18 protein-coding genes and 1 rRNA gene are annotated in these 18369 nt (G+C 64.9%); 13 read left to right on the top strand and 6 right to left on the bottom strand.

Going from position 1 to position 18369, the window contains the following annotated elements; translation table 11 throughout:
- Window positions 1-245 precede the first annotated feature (245 nt).
- A complete protein-coding gene (locus AS031_RS12565; protein ID WP_058268511.1) occupies window positions 246-1904 on the top strand; it encodes a thiamine pyrophosphate-binding protein in 1659 nt (552 codons plus the stop codon).
- Between the two features lie 91 nt (window positions 1905-1995).
- Here AS031_RS12565 and AS031_RS12560 read toward each other — a convergent pair whose 3' ends face one another.
- Window positions 1996-3252, bottom strand: a complete 1257-nt coding sequence (locus AS031_RS12560) for a hypothetical protein (protein WP_228379629.1) — start codon at window positions 3250-3252, stop codon at window positions 1996-1998.
- Between the two features lie 296 nt (window positions 3253-3548).
- Between AS031_RS12560 and AS031_RS19810 the strand changes: the two genes are divergently transcribed.
- From AS031_RS19810 to AS031_RS12540, 6 genes are all read left to right on the top strand, one after another.
- The gene (locus AS031_RS19810; RefSeq protein ID WP_141688825.1) at window positions 3549-3776 is read left to right on the top strand and encodes a hypothetical protein; all 228 of its coding nucleotides are present in this window, start codon (window positions 3549-3551) and stop codon (window positions 3774-3776) included.
- 107 nt (window positions 3777-3883) lie between these two features.
- A complete protein-coding gene (locus AS031_RS12555; RefSeq protein ID WP_228379628.1) occupies window positions 3884-4960 on the top strand; it encodes an endonuclease NucS domain-containing protein in 1077 nt (358 codons plus the stop codon).
- Window positions 4961-4996: 36 nt separating this feature from the next.
- On the top strand, window positions 4997-5455 hold the full coding sequence (locus AS031_RS20320; RefSeq protein WP_371325988.1) for a GIY-YIG nuclease family protein: 459 nt from the start codon (window positions 4997-4999) through the stop codon (window positions 5453-5455).
- A gap of 208 nt (window positions 5456-5663) precedes the next feature.
- Window positions 5664-6482, top strand: coding sequence for an alpha/beta fold hydrolase (locus AS031_RS12550; protein WP_058268508.1), 819 nt, complete (start codon window positions 5664-5666; stop codon window positions 6480-6482).
- A 104-nt stretch (window positions 6483-6586) separates the two neighbouring features.
- Complete coding sequence (locus AS031_RS12545) at window positions 6587-8197, top strand: hypothetical protein (RefSeq protein WP_058268507.1); 1611 nt, start codon at window positions 6587-6589, stop codon at window positions 8195-8197.
- Between the two features lie 80 nt (window positions 8198-8277).
- Complete coding sequence (locus tag AS031_RS12540) at window positions 8278-9207, top strand: NADP-dependent oxidoreductase (protein ID WP_058268506.1); 930 nt, start codon at window positions 8278-8280, stop codon at window positions 9205-9207.
- Between the two features lie 132 nt (window positions 9208-9339).
- Here AS031_RS12540 and AS031_RS12535 read toward each other — a convergent pair whose 3' ends face one another.
- Window positions 9340-10842, bottom strand: coding sequence for an MFS transporter (locus tag AS031_RS12535; RefSeq protein WP_058268752.1), 1503 nt, complete (start codon window positions 10840-10842; stop codon window positions 9340-9342).
- A gap of 241 nt (window positions 10843-11083) precedes the next feature.
- Between AS031_RS12535 and AS031_RS12530 the strand changes: the two genes are divergently transcribed.
- The 3 genes from AS031_RS12530 (at window position 11084) to AS031_RS12520 (ending at window position 14199) form a co-directional block, all read left to right on the top strand.
- Window positions 11084-11773: a hypothetical protein gene (locus tag AS031_RS12530; protein WP_058268505.1), complete on the top strand. Its 690-nt coding sequence runs from the start codon at window positions 11084-11086 to the stop codon at window positions 11771-11773.
- Between the two features lie 270 nt (window positions 11774-12043).
- The gene (locus AS031_RS12525; protein WP_228379627.1) at window positions 12044-12943 is read left to right on the top strand and encodes a DUF4352 domain-containing protein; all 900 of its coding nucleotides are present in this window, start codon (window positions 12044-12046) and stop codon (window positions 12941-12943) included.
- Window positions 12944-13503: 560 nt separating this feature from the next.
- Complete coding sequence (locus AS031_RS12520) at window positions 13504-14199, top strand: DUF2306 domain-containing protein (RefSeq protein ID WP_058268504.1); 696 nt, start codon at window positions 13504-13506, stop codon at window positions 14197-14199.
- On the opposite strand, the gene AS031_RS12515 is transcribed toward AS031_RS12520, so the two are convergent.
- Window positions 14183-15028, bottom strand: a complete 846-nt coding sequence (locus tag AS031_RS12515; protein ID WP_141688823.1) for a hypothetical protein — start codon at window positions 15026-15028, stop codon at window positions 14183-14185. The genes AS031_RS12520 and AS031_RS12515 overlap by 17 nt on opposite strands.
- 105 nt (window positions 15029-15133) lie before the next feature.
- Entirely contained in the window at window positions 15134-15454 is a 321-nt protein-coding gene (locus AS031_RS12510) for a GYD domain-containing protein (RefSeq protein ID WP_058268502.1), read from the bottom strand.
- A 214-nt stretch (window positions 15455-15668) separates the two neighbouring features.
- On the opposite strand from AS031_RS12510, the gene AS031_RS12505 reads away from it, so the two are divergent.
- Both AS031_RS12505 and AS031_RS12500 read left to right on the top strand, forming a co-directional pair.
- Window positions 15669-16898, top strand: coding sequence for an amidohydrolase family protein (locus AS031_RS12505; protein ID WP_058268501.1), 1230 nt, complete (start codon window positions 15669-15671; stop codon window positions 16896-16898).
- Between the two features lie 136 nt (window positions 16899-17034).
- A complete protein-coding gene (locus AS031_RS12500; protein ID WP_058268500.1) occupies window positions 17035-17346 on the top strand; it encodes a hypothetical protein in 312 nt (103 codons plus the stop codon).
- 143 nt (window positions 17347-17489) lie between these two features.
- Here AS031_RS12500 and AS031_RS12495 read toward each other — a convergent pair whose 3' ends face one another.
- Window positions 17490-17771, bottom strand: coding sequence for a hypothetical protein (locus tag AS031_RS12495; protein WP_058268499.1), 282 nt, complete (start codon window positions 17769-17771; stop codon window positions 17490-17492).
- Between the two features lie 69 nt (window positions 17772-17840).
- On the opposite strand from AS031_RS12495, the gene AS031_RS12490 reads away from it, so the two are divergent.
- Window positions 17841-18062 carry a helix-hairpin-helix domain-containing protein gene (locus tag AS031_RS12490; protein WP_058268498.1) on the top strand — a complete coding sequence of 74 codons (222 nt, stop codon included), beginning with the start codon at window positions 17841-17843 and terminating at the stop codon, window positions 18060-18062.
- Window positions 18063-18285: 223 nt separating this feature from the next.
- Here the strand turns inward: AS031_RS12490 and rrf are convergent.
- A 5S ribosomal RNA gene (rrf, locus tag AS031_RS12485) occupies window positions 18286-18369 on the bottom strand; the annotation flags it as partial.

The raw sequence follows: 18369 nt of genomic DNA, 5'->3' as shown, positions 1-18369 counted from the left end.
ATCATCCTAAGTCGTTTAAATGCGGTTGCGGCCGCTCGCCCCCGGGGATCTCCATCCTCAAAATCATGCCGCCCCGCTACGACGGGCTGATCAGCCGGCTGTCGAAGGAGGAGTCCCGCGACTAGGTGCGGGTGATGCGCGCCACAGCTGCGCTTTTTGTCACTCCTCCTCGCTTCCGCTGCCAATAATCCCAGCCGCAATTCCATGTCTTGCCGTTTCTGAGGTCTGCGCCGCAGGATTCCTGCATGACTTCACTTACCGTCTCCGGCCGCGTGGCAAAGGTTCTCAGCAGCTATGTCAGCGACGTCTTCGGCGTCATGGGCAACGGCAACGTCTACTTCCTGGACGCCGCCGAGAAACAGGGCCTGCGCTTCACGGCCGTCCGGCACGAGGGCGCCGCCATCGCCGCGGCCGACGCCTACTACCGGGCGTCCGGACGGCTCGCCGCGGGCACCACCACCTACGGCCCCGGTTACACCAATGCGCTTACCGCCCTGGCCGAGGCCGTCCAGGCGCAGATCCCCGTCGTGCTGGTCACCGGGGACGCACCGACCAGCGGCGCCCGGCCCTGGGACGTGGACCAGACTGCCATCGCCGCCGGCCTCGGCGCGGCCACCTTCACCGTCACCCGCGACGCCGCGGGCGCCATCACCCGGCAGGCGGTGGAGTACGCACTCACCCGGCGCACCGCCGTCGTGCTTGCCATCCCCTACGACCTTGCCGCGCTCGAGGCCGCGGACGAGGAACTTCCGGAGCCGATGGCCCCCAGGGTGACGGACGACGTCGACGGCGACCTTGGACAGGTCGCCCGCCTGCTCGCTGTGGCAAAGCGGCCGCTGATCCTGGCCGGCCGGGGTGCGCACCTCGCCGGAGCCGGCCCGGAGCTCCGCGAACTCGCCGATCGGCTCGGCGCACTGACCGCCGGAACCGCCCTCGCGCTCAACCTCCTCAATGGCGAGGGGTACCTGGGCGTCGCGGGCGGTTTCGGCACCGACACCGCGGCCGAGCTCATGGGCGAGGCCGACGTGGTCCTGGTGGCCGGGGCGGGCCTGAGCCCGTTCACCATGCGGTTCGGGCACCTGCTGGGGCCGGATGCGACTGTTATTCAGATCGACACCGCGGTGGAGCCGACGAATCCTCGGGTTGATCTTTTTGTTCACGCGGATGCGAAGGCTGCTGCTTCCAGGCTTTTGTCTTTGGTTGATGGCGAGGCTGCTGCTGCGGCGTGGCGCGCTGAGGCCGCCCGGCGCCTGGCTTCCGGGCCGGGCCATGCTGCCGGATCTGTTGAGATGGTGGACGGCCGACTAGACCCACGCGCCCTCGCCGCCGCACTGGACACCGTCCTGCCGGAGCGCCGTACGGTGGTCCAGGACGGCGGGCACTTCATCGGGTGGGCGCCCATGTACTGGAACATCCCGCGGCCGCAGGACCTGATGATGGTGGGGACCGCGTTCCAGTCGATCGGGCTGGGCCTGGCGAGCGCCGTCGGGGCAGCCCGTGCTGTGGAGGACGGCCGCACGCTGGTGCTAGCTTCGGGCGATGGCGGTTTCCTGATGGGCCTGTCGGACCTGGAATCCCTGATCGGTGCCGCCCGAAGCGCGATCGTGGTGATCTACAACGACGCCGCCTACGGAGCCGAAATCCACCAGTACGGCTCGCAGGGCCTGACCGAGAAGCCAATGCTCATTCCGGAGGTGGACTTCAGCGGGGTGGCGCGGGCTTTGGGTGCTGAGTCCGCTGTTGTCCGCTCGCTGGATGACCTGTCAGCGCTGCAAGACTGGATCGACTCCGGGGCGGAGGGGACCTTCGTGGCCGACTGCCGGATCACCTCCACCGTCCGCGCCCCGTGGCTGACCGAGTGGATGAAGGCGTCCCAGGCTGCGAAAGCGACTGCGTCAGGTTAACGGTCAAGGACAATTTGTCGGGGATCACTTGGCTCAATTCAGAACCATACAACTTCAGCCACTGCTATTTCCTCAATCGATGCCAGCAAAACTATGCAGCGACTGCAGGAAATACTACGAGGGATCCATCGCTGCTTCGTTCGATCTCAATTGCAACGTCAGCTTGATTCGCGGTTGCGTTCAGCCCTTCGCCAAGGGCGCGTAGGCGATACACGGCCTTCAGTAGATCATCAACTTCGCCCTGCATAAAGACCGGGCTGCGGAATCCACTTGGGCGCTTCAGCTCCAAAGTCGACAGCAGGTAAAGGACCGCACTGATCCCTGCCTCCAGCTCATCGATGCTTCGTTCATCGTCACGCAAGGTGCCAATGAAGCTCTTGAAAGTGTTGTTCGTGTCCTGCTGCGCGTGGTCCACAGCCTGAAGCACGATCACCCGGCGTTTAAGTGCAATGGCGAGGCGACCGAGTTCCAAGTGGGCACGGAAAGTGCCGCCTTCCTCGTTAATTCCGGGAAAAGCCTTGGTCAATGCCCCAAGTTCAATCGGGCCGTCGGGCAGCGAAGCTAGAGCTTCTTTCCATTTATCGAGCCGACGCTGCGTTCGAGCCATGGCAGTGCTGATCGCGTACGAGGAAGAATCCAAGCCGAGAGAAAGACCGATTCTGCCCTGATCCAAGAGAACCGATGTCGCCTTGTTAATAGCGTCCCGACAACCGTCCAGCTCACTTCGTTCTGCTTCGAGGTTTTCTTCGTGTAGCTGCTCAAGCAGGTCCGTGATCCGTTCGATTGCCTCCTGCCTCTGGTGGTCGGCGTAAGCACTAACACCGACAGCTACGGCCATAAGCACGAGCGGGGCGGCCACTGTCAGTGCTCCAGCCGTCGCGACGGCCACACCTGCGGTGGCCGCTGAGCCGGTTGCGGCGCCTGCCACCGCGGCCTGGCCAGCAACGGGTACGAACGTTGCCTTAGCTACGATGCCTGAGGAGTCACGAAGGGCACTGTAAACCCCGCCTGCTACTGCCTTTGAAGACATGGGCTTTACCAGCCCTTTGCCGACCTCCGCGGCGACCTTGGCCGGCACCACCATTCTGTAGAGAACCTCGCCGGAGGCGGAGACGTTAGCTCCCGAGGACGCTGACTTCGCCGTGTCAGTAACAAGTTGCGACAACTGACGGGCGAGCGGGCTAGCTGCATTGAGCGCAATCCCTCCGTCGCGATCGCTCTTCGAGGACAGCGGATGTGCTTCAAGGGTGGCGATTGGCACATCTGCGAGCGTTGCCAGGACTGTTCGAATTTCTGCGAGCCTTGCGGGCGTCATGCCCTCGGCGTCAACAACGTCGGGCACACTCACGGGCTCTGTAGTGAGTGTCCACACTGGTACGACTGCTTTGTCCTCAGCGGTCACGTTCTGTCCCTCCACCAACTAAAGATCGGATATATGCGCAGTACGGGCCACAACCGCAACTTGCCACGATCCTTTCGGAAATCATCACTACTAGTTGGTTATCGTCCCACAGCGGCCACGGCTTATTCGGGATCGCCACCCACGGGAGTTCACCAGGAGGCCGGGCCTCGGTCCTATACCCCGCAGGGCCTCTTCCGGCAGTGCTAATCTCGCCTGAACAGGTCCGAACGGAGGAGACAGCGATGACAGGTAACGGGGAAAAGGCCTTCAAGCTCCTCAGGGACAGCGGGACGAAAGTTAAGGCCAGCGGGACAAAGCTTTACTCTCTTGCCAAAGACCCGGCCGTCCAAGCAAAAGCGAAGCAATTAGCAGAGGACGGCCAAAAGCTATATCGGCTTGCAACTAGCCCTGAGGCAAAGCGCGCGTACAAGCAAGCAGCCGCCGTCCTCAAAAAGACACGAAGGAAGTAGGCGATTTGTGCCTATCGGCGCTGCTCGCCCGTCGGCACTAGGCTCTGTTAACACTTGTTACTTCCACTTGAAGGACTTCATTGGCTCTAGAAATAGGACTCTGGCGCGTGACCGACAAGGCTGTCGCATTGTCGCCGGCAAAGATGCCCCTGGAATCACGTCTCGAACAACTCATCTTGGATGACCCTGCCATCCTTGAAACCGAGCTTTTAGTTGTGGGCCACCAGGTTCTAACCGCTCACGGGAAGTTCATCGACATCCTAGGAATCGACGTCGACGGCGTCGTTCACATCGTAGAGCTCAAGAGAGACCGAACTCCACGCGACATTGTGGCGCAGGCATTGGACTACGCGTCTTGGGTGCAAACACTTTCCAACGATGATGTGCGGGACATTTTCAGCAAGCACAATCCGGGAACTGATTTTGACATCGCTTTTGCAGAACGATTTGGCGGAACCCCCACCCCAGACGACCTCAATGAGAGTCACTCGATCACAGTTGTCGCAAGTGACCTCGATGACAGCACTGAGCGCATCATTCAATATCTGAGTTCGTCCTATTCCGTTCCCATCAACGTGATGCTTTTCCGCTACTTCTCCGATCAGGGCAACGATTATCTCGCCAGGACGTGGCTAATACCAGCGACCCAACAGACGACGTCGTCATCGGGAGGAGTGCACCAACGGTCAACCAAGGCTGCCTGGAATGGTTCGGACTGGTATGTAGCCTTCGGCATCGAAAACTCAACACGCATCTGGGAGGATGCGCGAAAGTACGGCTTCGTCTCAGCCGGCGGTGGCGAGTGGTACTCGCGATCACTGCGAAAACTCCCTGTAGGGGCACGCATCTTCGTCTATGTCCCAGGCCATGGCTACGTTGGCGTAGGAACAGTGACTGGTACAGCACAGCCAGCTTTTAGGGCTGTACTCACTGAGAACGGCGAAGCGCGTTCATTCAGAGAACTGGACCTAAGCGGTGACTACGGTCTGCATCAGGATACCGTTACCCGGGACGGAGCTGATGTGAATGAGTACATCGTGCCGGTCTCATGGCAGCACACAGTGGACCTTCCGGACGCATTCTGGCTCAAGGGACTTTTCGCTAACCAAAACAGCGCATGCAAGCTCCGGCACGAGTTCACGATCTCCGAAGTTTCAAAAGCCTTCAATTTGACGATGGATTAGTCGCCGGAGGAAAGACCTAGACCGATTCCCCAGGCCATGGCGATCAAAGGATCCAGCATGCCAACCGAGAAGGACCCAGGAAACATCTGGCAAGATTTCTTGCTTCAGATAAATCCACGGAAGTTACCGATCGTACCTCGTGAGGTGCCGGCTGAGCCGGGCGTGTATGTCTGGTTCAGAGAGGCTCAGCCTGTCTATGTGGGCAAAGCGTCCGGAACGAATGGGCTCCGTAGTCGGCTAAGGTCCCATCTCCATGAGGGCACCGACTTTAGCCGCAGCACTTTTAGGGCAAGTGTTGCTGCTGCCCAACTAGGCATCCCCAGGTCTTTCGTGCGGCAGCGTCCTAGCGTGATGACTCTGGAGCAAGCCGCAGTAGCCAACGAGTGGCTAGCAGGATGCGAAGTGGGATGGCTCGTCTGCGCTAGCGCCGAAGAAGCACAGAGGCTGGAGGATGCGCTGCGCAACGAATGGTTGCCACCGCTTAATCTCGTCTGAGGACCTTGTTTGGCTAGAAGGATATCTTCGACCTAGAGCCGCCGCTGCTGGAACCTCGGGAACGGCTCCCGCCCCACTCCACCGTCTTTAGCGAAACCTCCACCACCGGTACGCGAGGCTGCGCGCCGACGTCGGTCCCAAAGAGTTCGGATCACGGCCAGGTCGGACGCCGTGTTGCTCCGTAAGTCCAGCGGCGTAGCCTGAACCCATGGACGCCGACATCCGGCACCTCCGCCTCAGGACCGGCATCACGGTGCCGTACCTCGTCCAAGACAACCGCCAGTACCGCGGCCGGGACGACGACGGCGCCACGCCCGTGCTGCTGCTCCACGCCTGGGGCGAATCCCGGCGGAGCTTCGACCGGCTGATCCCCCACCTGGCCGGCCACCGGATCTACGCCCCGGACCTCCGCGGCCAGGGCGAGGCTGACAAACCCGCGGACGGCTACTCCCTCGCGGAGCAGGCAGAGGACGCCGCCGCGATCCTGGAGGCGCTCGGCCTGCCGCGCGCCGCCGTCGTCGGTTCCTCCAGCGGCGGGTACGTGGCCCAGCAACTTGCCGTCAACCACCCGGAAATGGTGACCGCGCTCGTACTGGTCGGATCCCCTCTGAGCCTGCAGGGACGGCCCGCCTTCGCCGACGAGGTGGACACCCTTTCCGATCCGCTCGATGAGGCGTGGGTGCGGGACTCGCTGCCCTGGTTCCCCTTGGTCCATGACGTCCCGGCCTGGTACATCGAAGACCGCGTCCGCGACGGGCTGCTCATGCCCGCTCACGCCTGGAAAGCCATCCTGAACGGGCTCTGCGACGCCACACCACCCACCGAATCTGGGACCATTCTCGCGCCGACGCTCATCCTCTGGGGCGCACAGGACAACCTGCTGCCGCGCAGCGGCCAGGAAACCCTGGCGGCCCGGATCCCGGGTGCCGCGCTCAAGGTGTACCCCGACGTGGCGCACCTGGTGCTCTGGGAATGTCCGGACCGCGTCAGCGAGGACATCAACGCCTTCCTGCGCGCCCTCGGCTGACCGCGGCACCCACCCAGGTGCCGCCGTCGTACCTCCTTCCTCTCTGGCCCCGCCGCACGCCCGGTGGGATAATTTTGGTCATCCTTCTAGCAGGAGGGGCCATCATGGCCGGCCTTGGTGCTCTTCGACCCGGCCGCCGCTCCCGGGCATCCGCGCCCCGGCTCCTGGCGGTATTGCTGGTGCTCGCGCTCGGGGTGCTGTTCGCCCCGCCCGCCCGGGCCGTCGACTATGGACACGACGTCTCCTGGCCGCAGTGCCCCGGCGGCCTGCCGATGCCGCCGGAAACCACCGAATTCGTGGTGGTGGGCCTCACCCGCGGGCTCGCCTTCACCGAAAACCCCTGCCTGCAGCAGCAGTACCAGTGGGTGCTGGACCGCGGCATCCGCGCCCAGGCCTACGCCATGGCCACCTTCCCCACCGCCGCCCAGTACGACACCTACGGCGGCGCCGGCCCCTACCCCGCCGCCACCCGGCCGGACCGGCTCCGCAACGTCGGGTACGCCGAAGGCCGGGCCGCCCTCGCCTCCCTCACCAGGATCGGCTGGCGGCCGGAGCGGATCTGGGTGGACGTCGAACCCCGCCCGGCGCAGCCCTGGCCCAGCACCACGGCAGCGGAACGGCAGGAGAACCGGTACCTCATCTCCGGGCTCCTGGCCGCCCTGGCCGACGCCGGATTCCCGTCCGGTTTCTACTCCTATGCGAGCGCTTGGGACGCCATCACCGGATCCTGGCAGCTCCCCGGCGTTCCCATCTGGTCACCGGCCGGCCGCCTCGACTTTCCCAGCGAAGCCTCCGACCTCTGCGTGAACCCCAGCTTCTCCGGCGGCACCGTCCACCTCACCCAATGGACCGACGGCACCTACGACTACGACATGACCTGCACCAACGTCTACCAGGCCCACGTCGCCACCCTCGGCTGGCAGCCCAGCGTCGCCGACGGCGCCACCGCCGGCACCACCGGCCGCGCACTGCCGCTCGAATCGCTGCGCCTCGCCGTCGCCGGAGACCGCCTGGCCGGCGACATCCTCTGGCGCGGCCACGTGCAGAACCTCGGCTGGCAGCCATGGACGACGGCGGCATCCGCCATCGGGACCACAGGTCTCGGTTTACGCCTCGAGGCTTTCCAGTTGCGGCTGACCGGCGACCTCGCCGCGCAGTACAGCATCCGATACCGCGCACACGTCCAGAACACCGGCTGGCAGCCCTACTCGGTGGACGGCGCCACGGCCGGCACCGTCGGGCAGGGCCTGCGGCTGGAAGCCGTGACCATCGAGCTGGTGCCCAAGGTCCAACCGGCCTTCACCGCGATGTACACCGCCCACGTCCAGAACCTCGGATGGACCCCGACGGCCGCGGACGGGACCGTCGCCGGAACCACCGGCCAGGCCCTCCGGGTCGAGGCCCTCCGCCTCACTGTCGCCAGCATGGCTTATGCCGGGGACATCCAGTGGCGCGGGCACGTGGAGAATGTCGGCTGGCAGCCGTGGGTTTCTTCGGCCAATCCCATCGGCACCACGGGGCAGGGGCTCCGGTTGGAAGCCTTCGAAGTCAGGCTCACCGGTGAACTGGCGGACCGCTACAGCATCTATTACCGCGCCCACGTTCAGGATGTGGGCTGGCAGGCATTCACGGCCGACGGCGGCACGGCGGGTACCACCGGACAGGGCAAACGGATCGAGGCGGTACAGATCCTCCTGGTCCCCAGAGCGGGCTAGGCGCACCTGAGCCCCGTGCGTTACGCCACTTCCACGGTGCCTCAGGAATACCGGCGCCGGCCCGCGGGGTTGTCGCAGGCATGAAGGCAATCACGTACAGCGAATACGGAAACCCGGACGTCCTCGAATACGGCGAGCAGCCCATGCCGAAAGTCGGGCCCGGCATGGTCCTGGTCAAGGTCAAGGCAGCGGCGGTGAACCCGGTGGACTGGAAGATCATGGCTGGCGGCCTGGACGCCGTCATGGACCTGCAGTTTCCCGCCATCCCCGGCTGGGACGTCGCCGGAGTGGTGGAATCGGTAGGCATCGACTCCCGGCAATTCCAGCCCGGCGACGAGGTGATCGCCTACGGCCGCAAGGACTACGTCCACGGCGGCAGCTTCGCCGAATACATCGCACTGCCGGAGCGCGTGCTCGCCAGGAAGCCCGCCGCGCTTGACTGGAACGAATCGGCCGGATTGCCGCTGGCCGGACTCACCGCCTACCAGGTCCTCCGCCGGCTGGGCCTGAAGTCCGGCGAAACGGTGCTGGTCCACGGCGGTTCCGGCGGCGTCGGCTCGCTGGGCATCCAGATCGCCGTAGCCTTGGGCGCCAACGTCATCGCAACCGCATCGGAAAAGAACCACGAGTTCCTCCGCTCCCTCGGCGCCGAACCGGTGGCCTACGGGGACGGGCTCGCCGACCGCGTCCGCGCACTGCGCCCCGACGGGGTGGACGTCGTGGCCGACTTCGTGGGCGGAAACCTCGAAGCCACCCTGGCTGTGCTAGCCGCTGGCGGCCGGCACGCCTCCATCGCCGACAGCGAGGTGGAAGAGCACGGCGGCCAGTGGATGTGGGTCACCCCAATGGGCTCCGACCTGCAGGAACTGGCTGGCCTGGCGGACAGCGGCAAGCTCCGGGTTGAGGTTGCCGAGGTCTTCCCGCTGGAAAAGGCTGCCGACGCTTTCCGCTCCAACATGGAAGGCCACACCCGCGGCAAGATCGTCGTCGCGGTGAACCAGGACTCCTGACCCCACCGCCTGATCGACCGAAGGCTCCGTTCCCAAAGGGACGGAGCCTTCGTCGTCTGGAAAGTCCGGCCAGCGCACACAGAACGGCAACCGCCGGCATCCAAGCCAGGCGCCGGCGTCGTCCGAACTTCCCTACATGACCGTGGGTTTCCGGTGGTGGGACGCCCGCGCCGCCTCGAAGCTTTCCTCGAACGGCAGCGACTCCAAATCCAGGAGCGGGTTGATGTCCTGCGTCTCCACCAGTTGCCGGGCCTCCTCCTGTGAGTCGACGCTGGGCATGGACCCGGGCAGGTGCCGTCCGGCGGATTCGGGCAGGAAGTAGATGGCGACGGCGGCGACCACGGCCACGCCCATGAGGTAGTAGGCGATGGTCATATCATTGCCGGTCAGTTCGATGAGCGCGGCGATGATGAACGGCGCCGTCCCGCCGAAGATTGCCACGGCGAAGTTGTAGGCGATGCCCATGGCGGAGTAGCGGTGCTCGGTGGGGAACAGCGCCGGCAGCGCCGAGGCCAGGTTCGGCACCGAGAACGCCACCGGGAAGGCGATCAGCGCCAGGCCCAGGAACGTTAAGGGAACGCTGTGGGCGGCGATGGCCAGGAACGCCGGGACCGCGAACACCACCGTGCTCAGCGCCCCGATCCACAGCACCTTGCGGCGGCCGATCCGGTCCGAGAGCCGCCCGGTCAGCGGGATGCACAGCGCCATTGCCACCAGCACCGGGATGGTCAGCAGCGTTCCGTCCACCTCGCTGTATCCCTTGTTGCTGGTCAGGTACGTGGGCATGTAGGAGGTGAGGGCGTAGGCCACGGTGTTGGCGGCCGCCGCGAGGATCATGGCCAGCAGGATGGGCCGCCAGTGCGCCTTCAGGATCCCCAGCGGGCCCACGGGCTTTAGCTCCTCCCCCGTCTCCGGATGCGTGGCCGCCACCGCTTCGGCCTCCATGGTGGCTTTGAACGCCGCCGATTCCTCGATCTTCATCCGAAAGTACACGGCCACGGCGCCTAGCGGCCCGGCCACCAGGAACGGCAGCCGCCAGCCCCACGCCTCCATCTGTTCCTGGCCCAGCACCAGCTGCAGGATGGACACCACCAGCCCGCCGGCCGCGAAGCCCAGGTAGCTGCCCATATCCAGGAAGCTGACGTAGAAGCCGCGGCGCCGGTCCGGGGCGTGCTCGCACACGAACGTGGTGGCACCGGAGTATTCGCCGCCGGTGGAGAAGCCCTGGACCAGTTTGAGGACCACCAGCAGCACCGCAGCCCAGATGCCCAGCACCGAGTAGCCGGGCAGCAGGCCGACGGCAAACGTGGCCGCGGCCATGATCATCAGCGTCATGGCCAGCACCTTCTGCCGGCCGATCCTGTCGCCCAGCCAGCCGAAGAAGACCCCGCCGAGGGGCCGGGCGATGAACGTGGCGGCGAAGGTGCCCAGCAGGAACAGGTTTTGCACGGCCTTGTCCGCCTCGGGCAGGAACACCGGGCCCATGGTGGTGATGAGGTAGCCGAACACGCCGACGTCGTACCACTCCATGGTGTTTCCCACGATGGTGCCGCCGAGCGCCTTCTTCAGTGTGGCGTGGTTGACCACGTTGACGTCCGATACCTTCAGCCGCCGCTGCCTGTTGTGCTCCGTCATCGCCATCGCCCGTCCACCGCCGCATCGCTCGTCAGCTGGGCCCGCGCCGGGCGTTCGTCCGGCCCATCTGTCCCCCGGCAGCCCAACTCCCCCGATCATCCCGCCACTTCCCGGGTGCCGCAATACGCAAAAGCCAGCGGCCGCCGTCGGGATGTACGACGGCGGCCGCTGGCCTCGGGTGCACCCGTAGCGAACGCCTGCTCCGTCTCTGCTGATCAGTCCCGCTTAGTATGTGTTGAACATGATGATTGGGGACGAAGTGGTTAATCAAGACGCCATGGCGGCGGTCGCGAAGGCTGTAAAACAGATACCTCAGAAGAACTTTTCTGTGTGGCCGGGCGGGTGGCCGGACGAAATCGGAACGTCGCTGATAGACGCTGTGTATTCGATCCGATCGGTGTACAAGACACAAGACAGCTCCAAAGGAGTTCTAGGCCGACTCAGAGTGTTCCGCGAGAATCATCCGGAGGCGGTAAACGATCTTCATGCTCTGACTCAGCTGGATGAGAAGAAACTCAGGGACATCATGGGAAATGGGAAAACCGCCGGGCACTACAAAAGCGAGTGCGTACTTACGGCCGCCAACAACTTCCTGAAACTTGACGCCCCTGTCATCGCTGCAGGCCAGTTGGACTCACTCGACCCTCAGCACAAAAGGGCCTACACCACTGTTCGCGGCCTCGGCGGCGTGACCTACGAGTACTTCACGATGCTGCTCGGCAAGCCTGGGATCAAAGCAGACACCATGATCCGTGGGTTTGTTGACGCAGCGTTGGCGCAACAGCGTATGAAACCTGTCAGCGCCCAGGAAGCCCGGGACATCGTTGCTGCAGTGCACGCCTCTGATCCCCTGGGAGTCAAGCTGCACGAATTCGACCATGGCATTTGGCTATACCAACGAGCCATCAATAAGCAGAAGAAAAAGGGATGACGCGCAAGGCTTGAGCCCTTGCGCTGCTCCGTAGATCACGGGAAATGTCTCTACCAGACCGCCGTCATGCGTCCCGGATTATCAAAATTGCATCAAGACTGGCGCAGCATTCCCCCAGTGAATGACAATCTTCATCCCAGTGTCCAGGCAGGGGACACGCTCTTTTCATTGCCAACAGGCGGAATTGCACGAAATTTCTTCTTCCGATGAGGCATTTCCAGCAAAAGAGTCGCAGAAGAAAAAACTCGGATGTTCTGTCATCATTTCTCCATGACTACACCAGAGCTTCCGGGGGCAAGCTCTCAGCAGACTGTGCCCCACCAGCAGCAACAGAATCCACCCATGCCGCCGAGCTATGGGCCACCGTCCACCGCGGGCAGCGGTGGTAACGCGAAGGCAAAGAAACAGCGAAATGTCATCGGCCTGGTGGCCTTGATCACCGCAATTGTCGGCTTCATCTTCGCATGCATTCCCGGCGCGCTGATTATCGGCTGGGTCCTGCTGCCAATCGCATTTATTCTTGCCATTGTCTCCCTCTTCCTGAAAGACAAGTCAAAGGGAATGGGTATCGCAGCCCTGATCCTTTCCATCGTGGGAACCATCGTCGGCTTTGTCGTCTTTTTCTCGGTTGTCACCTCGTCCGTCGACGAGGCTCTTGGCGGCCGCGATACTACGGTCGCGGCACCTGCCGTGGAAGCAGCCGGGAATGCTCCGGCAGGCGAAAAGCCCGCTGCCCAAGCCGGAACACGCGAAAATCCCTCGCCGATTGGCTCAGTCGTGGAATCGAAGGACTGGCGGGTGGTTGTCAACTCGGTCACGTTTGCTGCTTCGGACGCAGTTGCGGCGGCGAACCAGTTCAATGATGCTCCGGATGCCGGATCGGAGTACATCCTGGTTAACTACTCAGCAACGTATTTGGGCGACGACGCCAACGGACAGACGCCCGCGTTTGTCTCCGTCGATTACGTCACCTCAGACGGGAAGACCGTCGATCGCTTTGACCACAGTGTGGTTGCGCCTGACGCCATCGACAGCATGAATACCCTGTACAAGGGCGGCTCTGTCTCGGGAAACATCGCCATCCATGTACCCTCCGCTTCGGCCGACCAGGGCGTTCTCGCCGTCAGGCCCGGCATGATCGCCGATAAGGTGTTCGTGGCCGTCAAGTAGGCCTAGCCCGAATAAAGCAACGCCTCCGGTGCCCGCCTGAGGCGTTGCTTTTTTGGTGGGCGGATTCCTCGCCTCGTCGGGGTGCTAGGGCGGCACCCAACCAAGTACCGCCGTCGTAAATTACCTCCCGCGCCGGGTGAACGTCCCCCGCCCGGTTCGGTTATGAAAGTCCAGGACCACCTGCGGCGACGAGCCGCGGCACGGCTCCGAAAGAGGGCGCCCGGCCAGCCCGTTGCCGTTCTCGGCGATGCTCTTGAATCTGAAGTTGTGAGACGGGCCCGGGCCGCGGGTGCCGATGCCAGTCCGGAGACGGAGTGCGGCCAGTGTTGGTCTGCAGGGCTGCGGCATCGAAGACAGGAGTGTCACAGTACGTGCCGCCGCCCGCCTGCAGCCGGAGCCAAAGGCCCCAGCCGTCCCGCGCCCTAATACTGGACCCGGAGCAGGGGTGGAGCATTGGGCAGGGGGCAGCTTTAGGGCGTCCGACCTATCGCTGTTCCGGCGCCGGTGCAGTATGTTGGGCCCACGCCGCGCCATTCTGCCCCAGCGAAGAGACGACTCCCATGACCACTGCATCTGTTCCGCGCACCCGCCCGCAGCCGAAGACCCGCTGGCTGGTCCCAGCGGGCCTCATCCTGCTCAGCCTGTTTCCCCTCATCGCCGGCACGGTCCGCCTCACCGACCTGGCCGGAGGTGAGGTGCGGCCGGATAACGCCCGGTTCTTCGACTCACCCGTCCCGGTGCTGATCCACGTCCCCACGGTCACGGTGTACCTGCTGCTGGGCGCGTTCCAGTTCGTTCCCTCGCTGCGTCGGGGCAAGCGCGGGAAGCGCAGCTGGCACAAACTGGCCGGGCGCATCCTGGTCCCAGCCGGCCTGTTGGCCGCCCTGTCCGGGCTGTGGATGGCGGTGTTCTACGACCTCCCGCCGCTGGACGGGCCGCTGCTGCTGACCCTGCGGCTGGTGTTCGGCTCCGCGATGGTGGCGTTCCTGGTCCTGGGCTTCGTTGCTGTGCGCCGCCACAACTATGTTCGGCACAGCGAGTGGATGTCCCGCGCGTACGCCATCGGCATCGCCCAGGGCACCATCGTGGTGGTCACCATGCCATGGACTGTCCTGGTGGGCCCGGTGACCGAGCTGAGCCGCGGGCTCCTGATCGGGGCGTCGTGGGTGCTCAGCCTGGCGGTGGCCGAGTACTTCATTTACCGGCGGGCGGATAAGGCTGGCCGCCAGCCCCGCACGTCTATCCAGCCGGTGTAGCGGCGCCTTCCGGGACCAGCCGATAGGCGAAGCGGGCTGACGGGCTCCCGACAGGGTCGATGGTGATGTCCAGTCCCTCGGTGGGCAGCACCACGGGAGTCTTCAGCACCGTCCCCTCACAAATGATGTTTACCGGCGCCTGGATCTCAGCACCCGCGGCGGTGGCCAGCGCCAACCGGGCGTACGGGGTCCCGTCGCAGACAATGTGGAGCTCGTAGGTGCCGGGTTCCGCCATCAGGGTTGACCTGAAAACGGTGTTGCCGCGGTGGGTCCCCCTCAGTTCTCCGGGCAGGCGGGGTTGCAACTGCTGCGCAGACCAGTCCGAAAGGTCTTCAAGCTCCGATGCCCGCGGGTCCGGGTTTGCCTGGATCTTCACGCCGGTGGCTGAGGGCTTCCCCGTGGGCGGGACCGCGCTGATGGTGACGGGTCCGCCGTCGTGCCTCATGAAGCGGTCCAGGGTGTCAGTGCATTCGAAGTACGAGAGCTCCGGCACGCCGTCCTCACCGGTGATGGTGAGCTTGGCTCCGTAGGTTCCCGCGCAGGCGCCCGTGACCAGGTAATCCCCCGGCGCCAGCACCAGGGACAGCTTGCCTGCCGGTTCCGCGTCCGACGGCATGCCCGGTTCCGTCGGCGACGCCCCGAGCAGGGCCGCCACCTCATCCACGTTCTCTTCGAAGGAGCGCAGCTCCGGTGTTGCGGCGGCAGCCGGCGATGCCGGCTGCTGTTCGTCCGGGCCACTGTACTCGCACGCTGCAAGGAGCATGCCCGCAACCACCCAGGCCCCGATGGCACCCCGGCGCAGAGCCGGCTTTCCCCCATAAGCTGACATGAGTTCGAGTCTAAGCCCGGCCGGCACTGGAGGCCGCGCAGGCGAGGCGGCAGGCCGCCGTCGTACGCGCACGACGGCGGCCCGCGGCCGGGGTGCGCAACGCGCCTACTGCCCGGGTGCCCGGTAGGACGGGGTCTTCTTGGCAGCCTCGTCGATGTCCTCCACGGTGAGCAGCGGCTTGAGGCGGACGTTGACGTTGCCCGACGAATTGATCAGCAGCGACAGTGCAGCGGCGCTGGCGTCATCGGGGACCTCGAACACGCCCAGGACGTCGTAGTAACCAAACGCGTAGTAGAAGCTTTCCAGTGTGCCGCCCACGGATTTCAGGGCCTCCGTCAGCGCATCGCGCCGCGCGGTCCCGCCTTCCTGCATGAGCCCCTTGATGCCCTGGCCCACATAGGTCGCTTCGAACAGATACTTCGGCATGGTCTTTTCCTTCCTGCATTCTCGTTCCAGGGGCGTCATCGCGCGGAGGCAATGAGCGTCGTCAACAGCGCGGCAGAAACAGGGCATCCGGCCCCGATACCGCAGAAACTATTCCTCCCGCGGCAGGCAGTCAATATGCCGGCGATGTCCAGGATTCCCGCTCCGCCCCTAGACTGAAATCCGCCCTTGCACCTCCTTCCGACAGGACCTCCCCATGCCCCTTGTTCTCCGCAACGTCCGCCCCTGGGGCGGGGACCCCGCCGACGTGACGCTCGACGGCGGGGCGATCACCGCCGTCGTGCCCGCCGCCCAGGCGTGGACTGCTGCGCCGGACGCGGGCACGGAGCCGGGCGCCGGCGTCGTGGACGGACGTGGCCGGATCCTGCTGCCGTCCTTTTCCGACGTGCACGTCCACCTCGACTCAACCCGGCTGGGCCTGCCGTTCCGCCCGCATACGGGGTCGCCCGGCGTCTGGAACATGATGCTCAACGACCGCACCAACTGGCGCGATGCCGAAGCCTCCATCACCGAACGGGCCACACACACGCTGGGGCTGATGATCACCCGCGGCACCACACGGGTTCGCAGCTACGCGCAGGTGGATACGGACGCCGGGCTGGAGCGCTTCGAAGCGGTCCTCGCCGCCCGCGAGACGCACCGGGAGCGCGCGGACGTCGCCGTGATCGCGTTCCCTCAGGCGGGGCTGCGGCGGGAGGCGGGCAGCGCCGACGTGCTGGAGGAAGCGCTGAGGCTCGGCGCGGACGTGGTGGGCGGGATCGACCCGTGCGCCCTGGACCGGGACCCGGTGAAGCACCTGGACACCGTGTTCGGCCTCGCGGAAAAGTACCGCAGGCCGGTGGACATCCACCTGCACGAGCCCGGGCAGCTGGGCCTGTTCAGCATGGAACTGATCCTGGAGCGCAGCCGGGCGCTGGGCATGCAGGGGCAGGTGACCATCTCGCACGCGTTCGCCCTCGCGGACCTGCCCGACGCGCAGCTTGGCCCCTTGCTGGCCGACATGGCGGAGCTCGACGTGTCCGTGGCTACCGTGGCGCCGGCCACGGCACTGCCGCTGGAACGGCTGACCACCGCCGGCATCCGGGTGGGCCTGGGCGAGGACGGCCAGCGCGATTACTGGTCCCCCTACGGCAACGCAGACATGCTGGACCGTACCTGGCAGCTGGCGTTCACCAACAGGTTTCGGGCGGACGAGCTGATCGAGCACTGCGTGGCCGTGGCTACCGTGGGCGGCGCCAGCGTCATTGACCCCCTGGCGCAGCGGCTGACGTCGGTGGCGGACCGGCCGGGGCTCTCAGTGGGTGACCCCGCCGAACTGGTGCTGGTGGAGGGTGACTCCGTAGCGGCGGCCGTGATGGACAAGCTACCCGGCCGCACTGTCATCCACAGCGGCCGGGTGGTGGCTGACGGGCTGCAGCTGGCCTGAGCCCAGCCGGGGCTGCGGCGTGCCCGTGCCAGGATGACCCGTTATCACTGCCAGACGGCAGCGCAGTCCCTTCCCGGTAACCTTCCGCGGGTCTATCCTGAGGCGCACCAGCGTCCAACGCCATCGAGGAGCCGTCATGTCCGGGTTTGTGCAGATCATTGAATTCAGGTCCTCCCGCATCGAGGAGATCCAGGAGCTGGGGCGCCCCCAACGGGCGGAGGGAGACGCGCTGCCCACGTTCCGCCGGATCATGGCGACCGCCGACCGGGACGATCCCGGGCACTACTTCACCATCGTGGAGTTCGGCTCCTATGACACCGCGATGGACAACTCGAACCGACCCGAGACCTCCGAGTTTGCGGCCAGGATGGCGGAACTGTGCGACGGGCCCGTAACATTCCACAACCTCGACGTGCTGTGGGAGGAGACCGGCAGCGGCACCGCCTGAAGGCAGTAAGCGGCCCGCAACATTCCTCTGGTGATTTTGACCCAACACGAACGGCGGCACCCAGGCCGGGTGCCGCCGTCGTCCGCGTTGGTTGAGGGGGTGGCGTTGTTCCGGAACAGGAAGTCCCGCCCGCCACGTCGGAGTTACCGTTGAGGTTGCTGGTTGCCCATGCCGGGATGAACGCGGACAAAGTCGACCGTGTTTCCCGAGTTCTTCCGCCCTGCCGGATTCCGGTCATAGCCGCGCGCGTCCAGCCCGTTCTTGGCGCGAAACTCGGCAACGGCGGCATCGTACGCTTCGTTGAGCACCTTACCGGAGAATTCGCCGCTGGTGCCGTCATTGAAGGCGATGGCAATCCGGATACTGGCCGGGTAGCGGCGGTTCATCCGGACATAGCCGTCCGCGTCCTGCTGGAGAGTAATCAAGGCAACCCCATTCGTTGTGCATCGTTAGCTTCCAGTCTGACCCAAGAGGCAGGAGGTAGCCTGTTCCGCATGAACACCCGAGACACCCCGGCCCGGATTGGCGGCCTTCCACCGCTGGGCCAGCCGGCCAACCGCGCCCTGCTGAACGCAGGCATCACGACCCTCACCCAGGCTGCTGCCCACTCGCCCCAGGAACTGCTGGCACTGCACGGCGTAGGGCCCAAGGCGATCCGCCTGCTCGATGCCGCACTCGCCGAGCATGGCTTCACATTCCGCCAGACGACCCCCTAAGCAGGGCAGGTCGTATAGCTCCACCGGCCGTTGAGAGCAGGGGGAAGCAAACGCGCCTGGCAGAATTCTGGATTCCGCAGCGTGGCATCTTTGTCATCGGTGCGTCAGTTTTTGACGCGTTCGACGCCGACAGGCACCTTCGAGCCTCGGCCCGCCGTAGGTGGGAGAGGGTTTAAGTGCGGGAGGCCCCAACCACTGGTTGGGGCCTCGACCGTGATGTTATGTCCGGCGGTGTCCTACTCTCCCACACCCTCCCGGGTGCAGTACCATCGGCGCTGTGGGTCTTAGCTTCCGGGTTCGGAATGGG

Source organism: Pseudarthrobacter enclensis (genome assembly GCF_001457025.1).
Taxonomy (GTDB): Bacteria; Actinomycetota; Actinomycetes; order Actinomycetales; family Micrococcaceae; genus Arthrobacter; species Arthrobacter enclensis.
Note: the sequence above shows the minus strand (reverse complement) of the source record. Positions and strands in the feature narration are given on the sequence as shown.

Excerpts from the sequence above, each read along its gene's own strand:
- AS031_RS12565 (WP_058268511.1), top strand. The coding sequence starts at position 246 with ATGACTTCACTTACCGTCTCCGGCCGCGTGGCAAAGGTTCTCAGCAGC.
- AS031_RS19810 (WP_141688825.1), top strand. The coding sequence starts at position 3,549 with ATGACAGGTAACGGGGAAAAGGCCTTCAAGCTCCTCAGGGACAGCGGG.
- AS031_RS20320 (WP_371325988.1), top strand. The coding sequence starts at position 4,997 with ATGGCGATCAAAGGATCCAGCATGCCAACCGAGAAGGACCCAGGAAAC.
- AS031_RS12550 (WP_058268508.1), top strand. The coding sequence starts at position 5,664 with ATGGACGCCGACATCCGGCACCTCCGCCTCAGGACCGGCATCACGGTG.
- AS031_RS12545 (WP_058268507.1), top strand. The coding sequence starts at position 6,587 with ATGGCCGGCCTTGGTGCTCTTCGACCCGGCCGCCGCTCCCGGGCATCC.
- AS031_RS12540 (WP_058268506.1), top strand. The coding sequence starts at position 8,278 with ATGAAGGCAATCACGTACAGCGAATACGGAAACCCGGACGTCCTCGAA.
- AS031_RS12535 (WP_058268752.1), bottom strand. The coding sequence starts at position 10,842 with ATGACGGAGCACAACAGGCAGCGGCGGCTGAAGGTATCGGACGTCAAC.
- AS031_RS12530 (WP_058268505.1), top strand. The coding sequence starts at position 11,084 with ATGATGATTGGGGACGAAGTGGTTAATCAAGACGCCATGGCGGCGGTC.
- AS031_RS12525 (WP_228379627.1), top strand. The coding sequence starts at position 12,044 with ATGACTACACCAGAGCTTCCGGGGGCAAGCTCTCAGCAGACTGTGCCC.
- AS031_RS12520 (WP_058268504.1), top strand. The coding sequence starts at position 13,504 with ATGACCACTGCATCTGTTCCGCGCACCCGCCCGCAGCCGAAGACCCGC.
- AS031_RS12515 (WP_141688823.1), bottom strand. The coding sequence starts at position 15,028 with ATGTCAGCTTATGGGGGAAAGCCGGCTCTGCGCCGGGGTGCCATCGGG.
- AS031_RS12510 (WP_058268502.1), bottom strand. The coding sequence starts at position 15,454 with ATGCCGAAGTATCTGTTCGAAGCGACCTATGTGGGCCAGGGCATCAAG.
- AS031_RS12505 (WP_058268501.1), top strand. The coding sequence starts at position 15,669 with ATGCCCCTTGTTCTCCGCAACGTCCGCCCCTGGGGCGGGGACCCCGCC.
- AS031_RS12500 (WP_058268500.1), top strand. The coding sequence starts at position 17,035 with ATGTCCGGGTTTGTGCAGATCATTGAATTCAGGTCCTCCCGCATCGAG.
- AS031_RS12490 (WP_058268498.1), top strand. The coding sequence starts at position 17,841 with ATGAACACCCGAGACACCCCGGCCCGGATTGGCGGCCTTCCACCGCTG.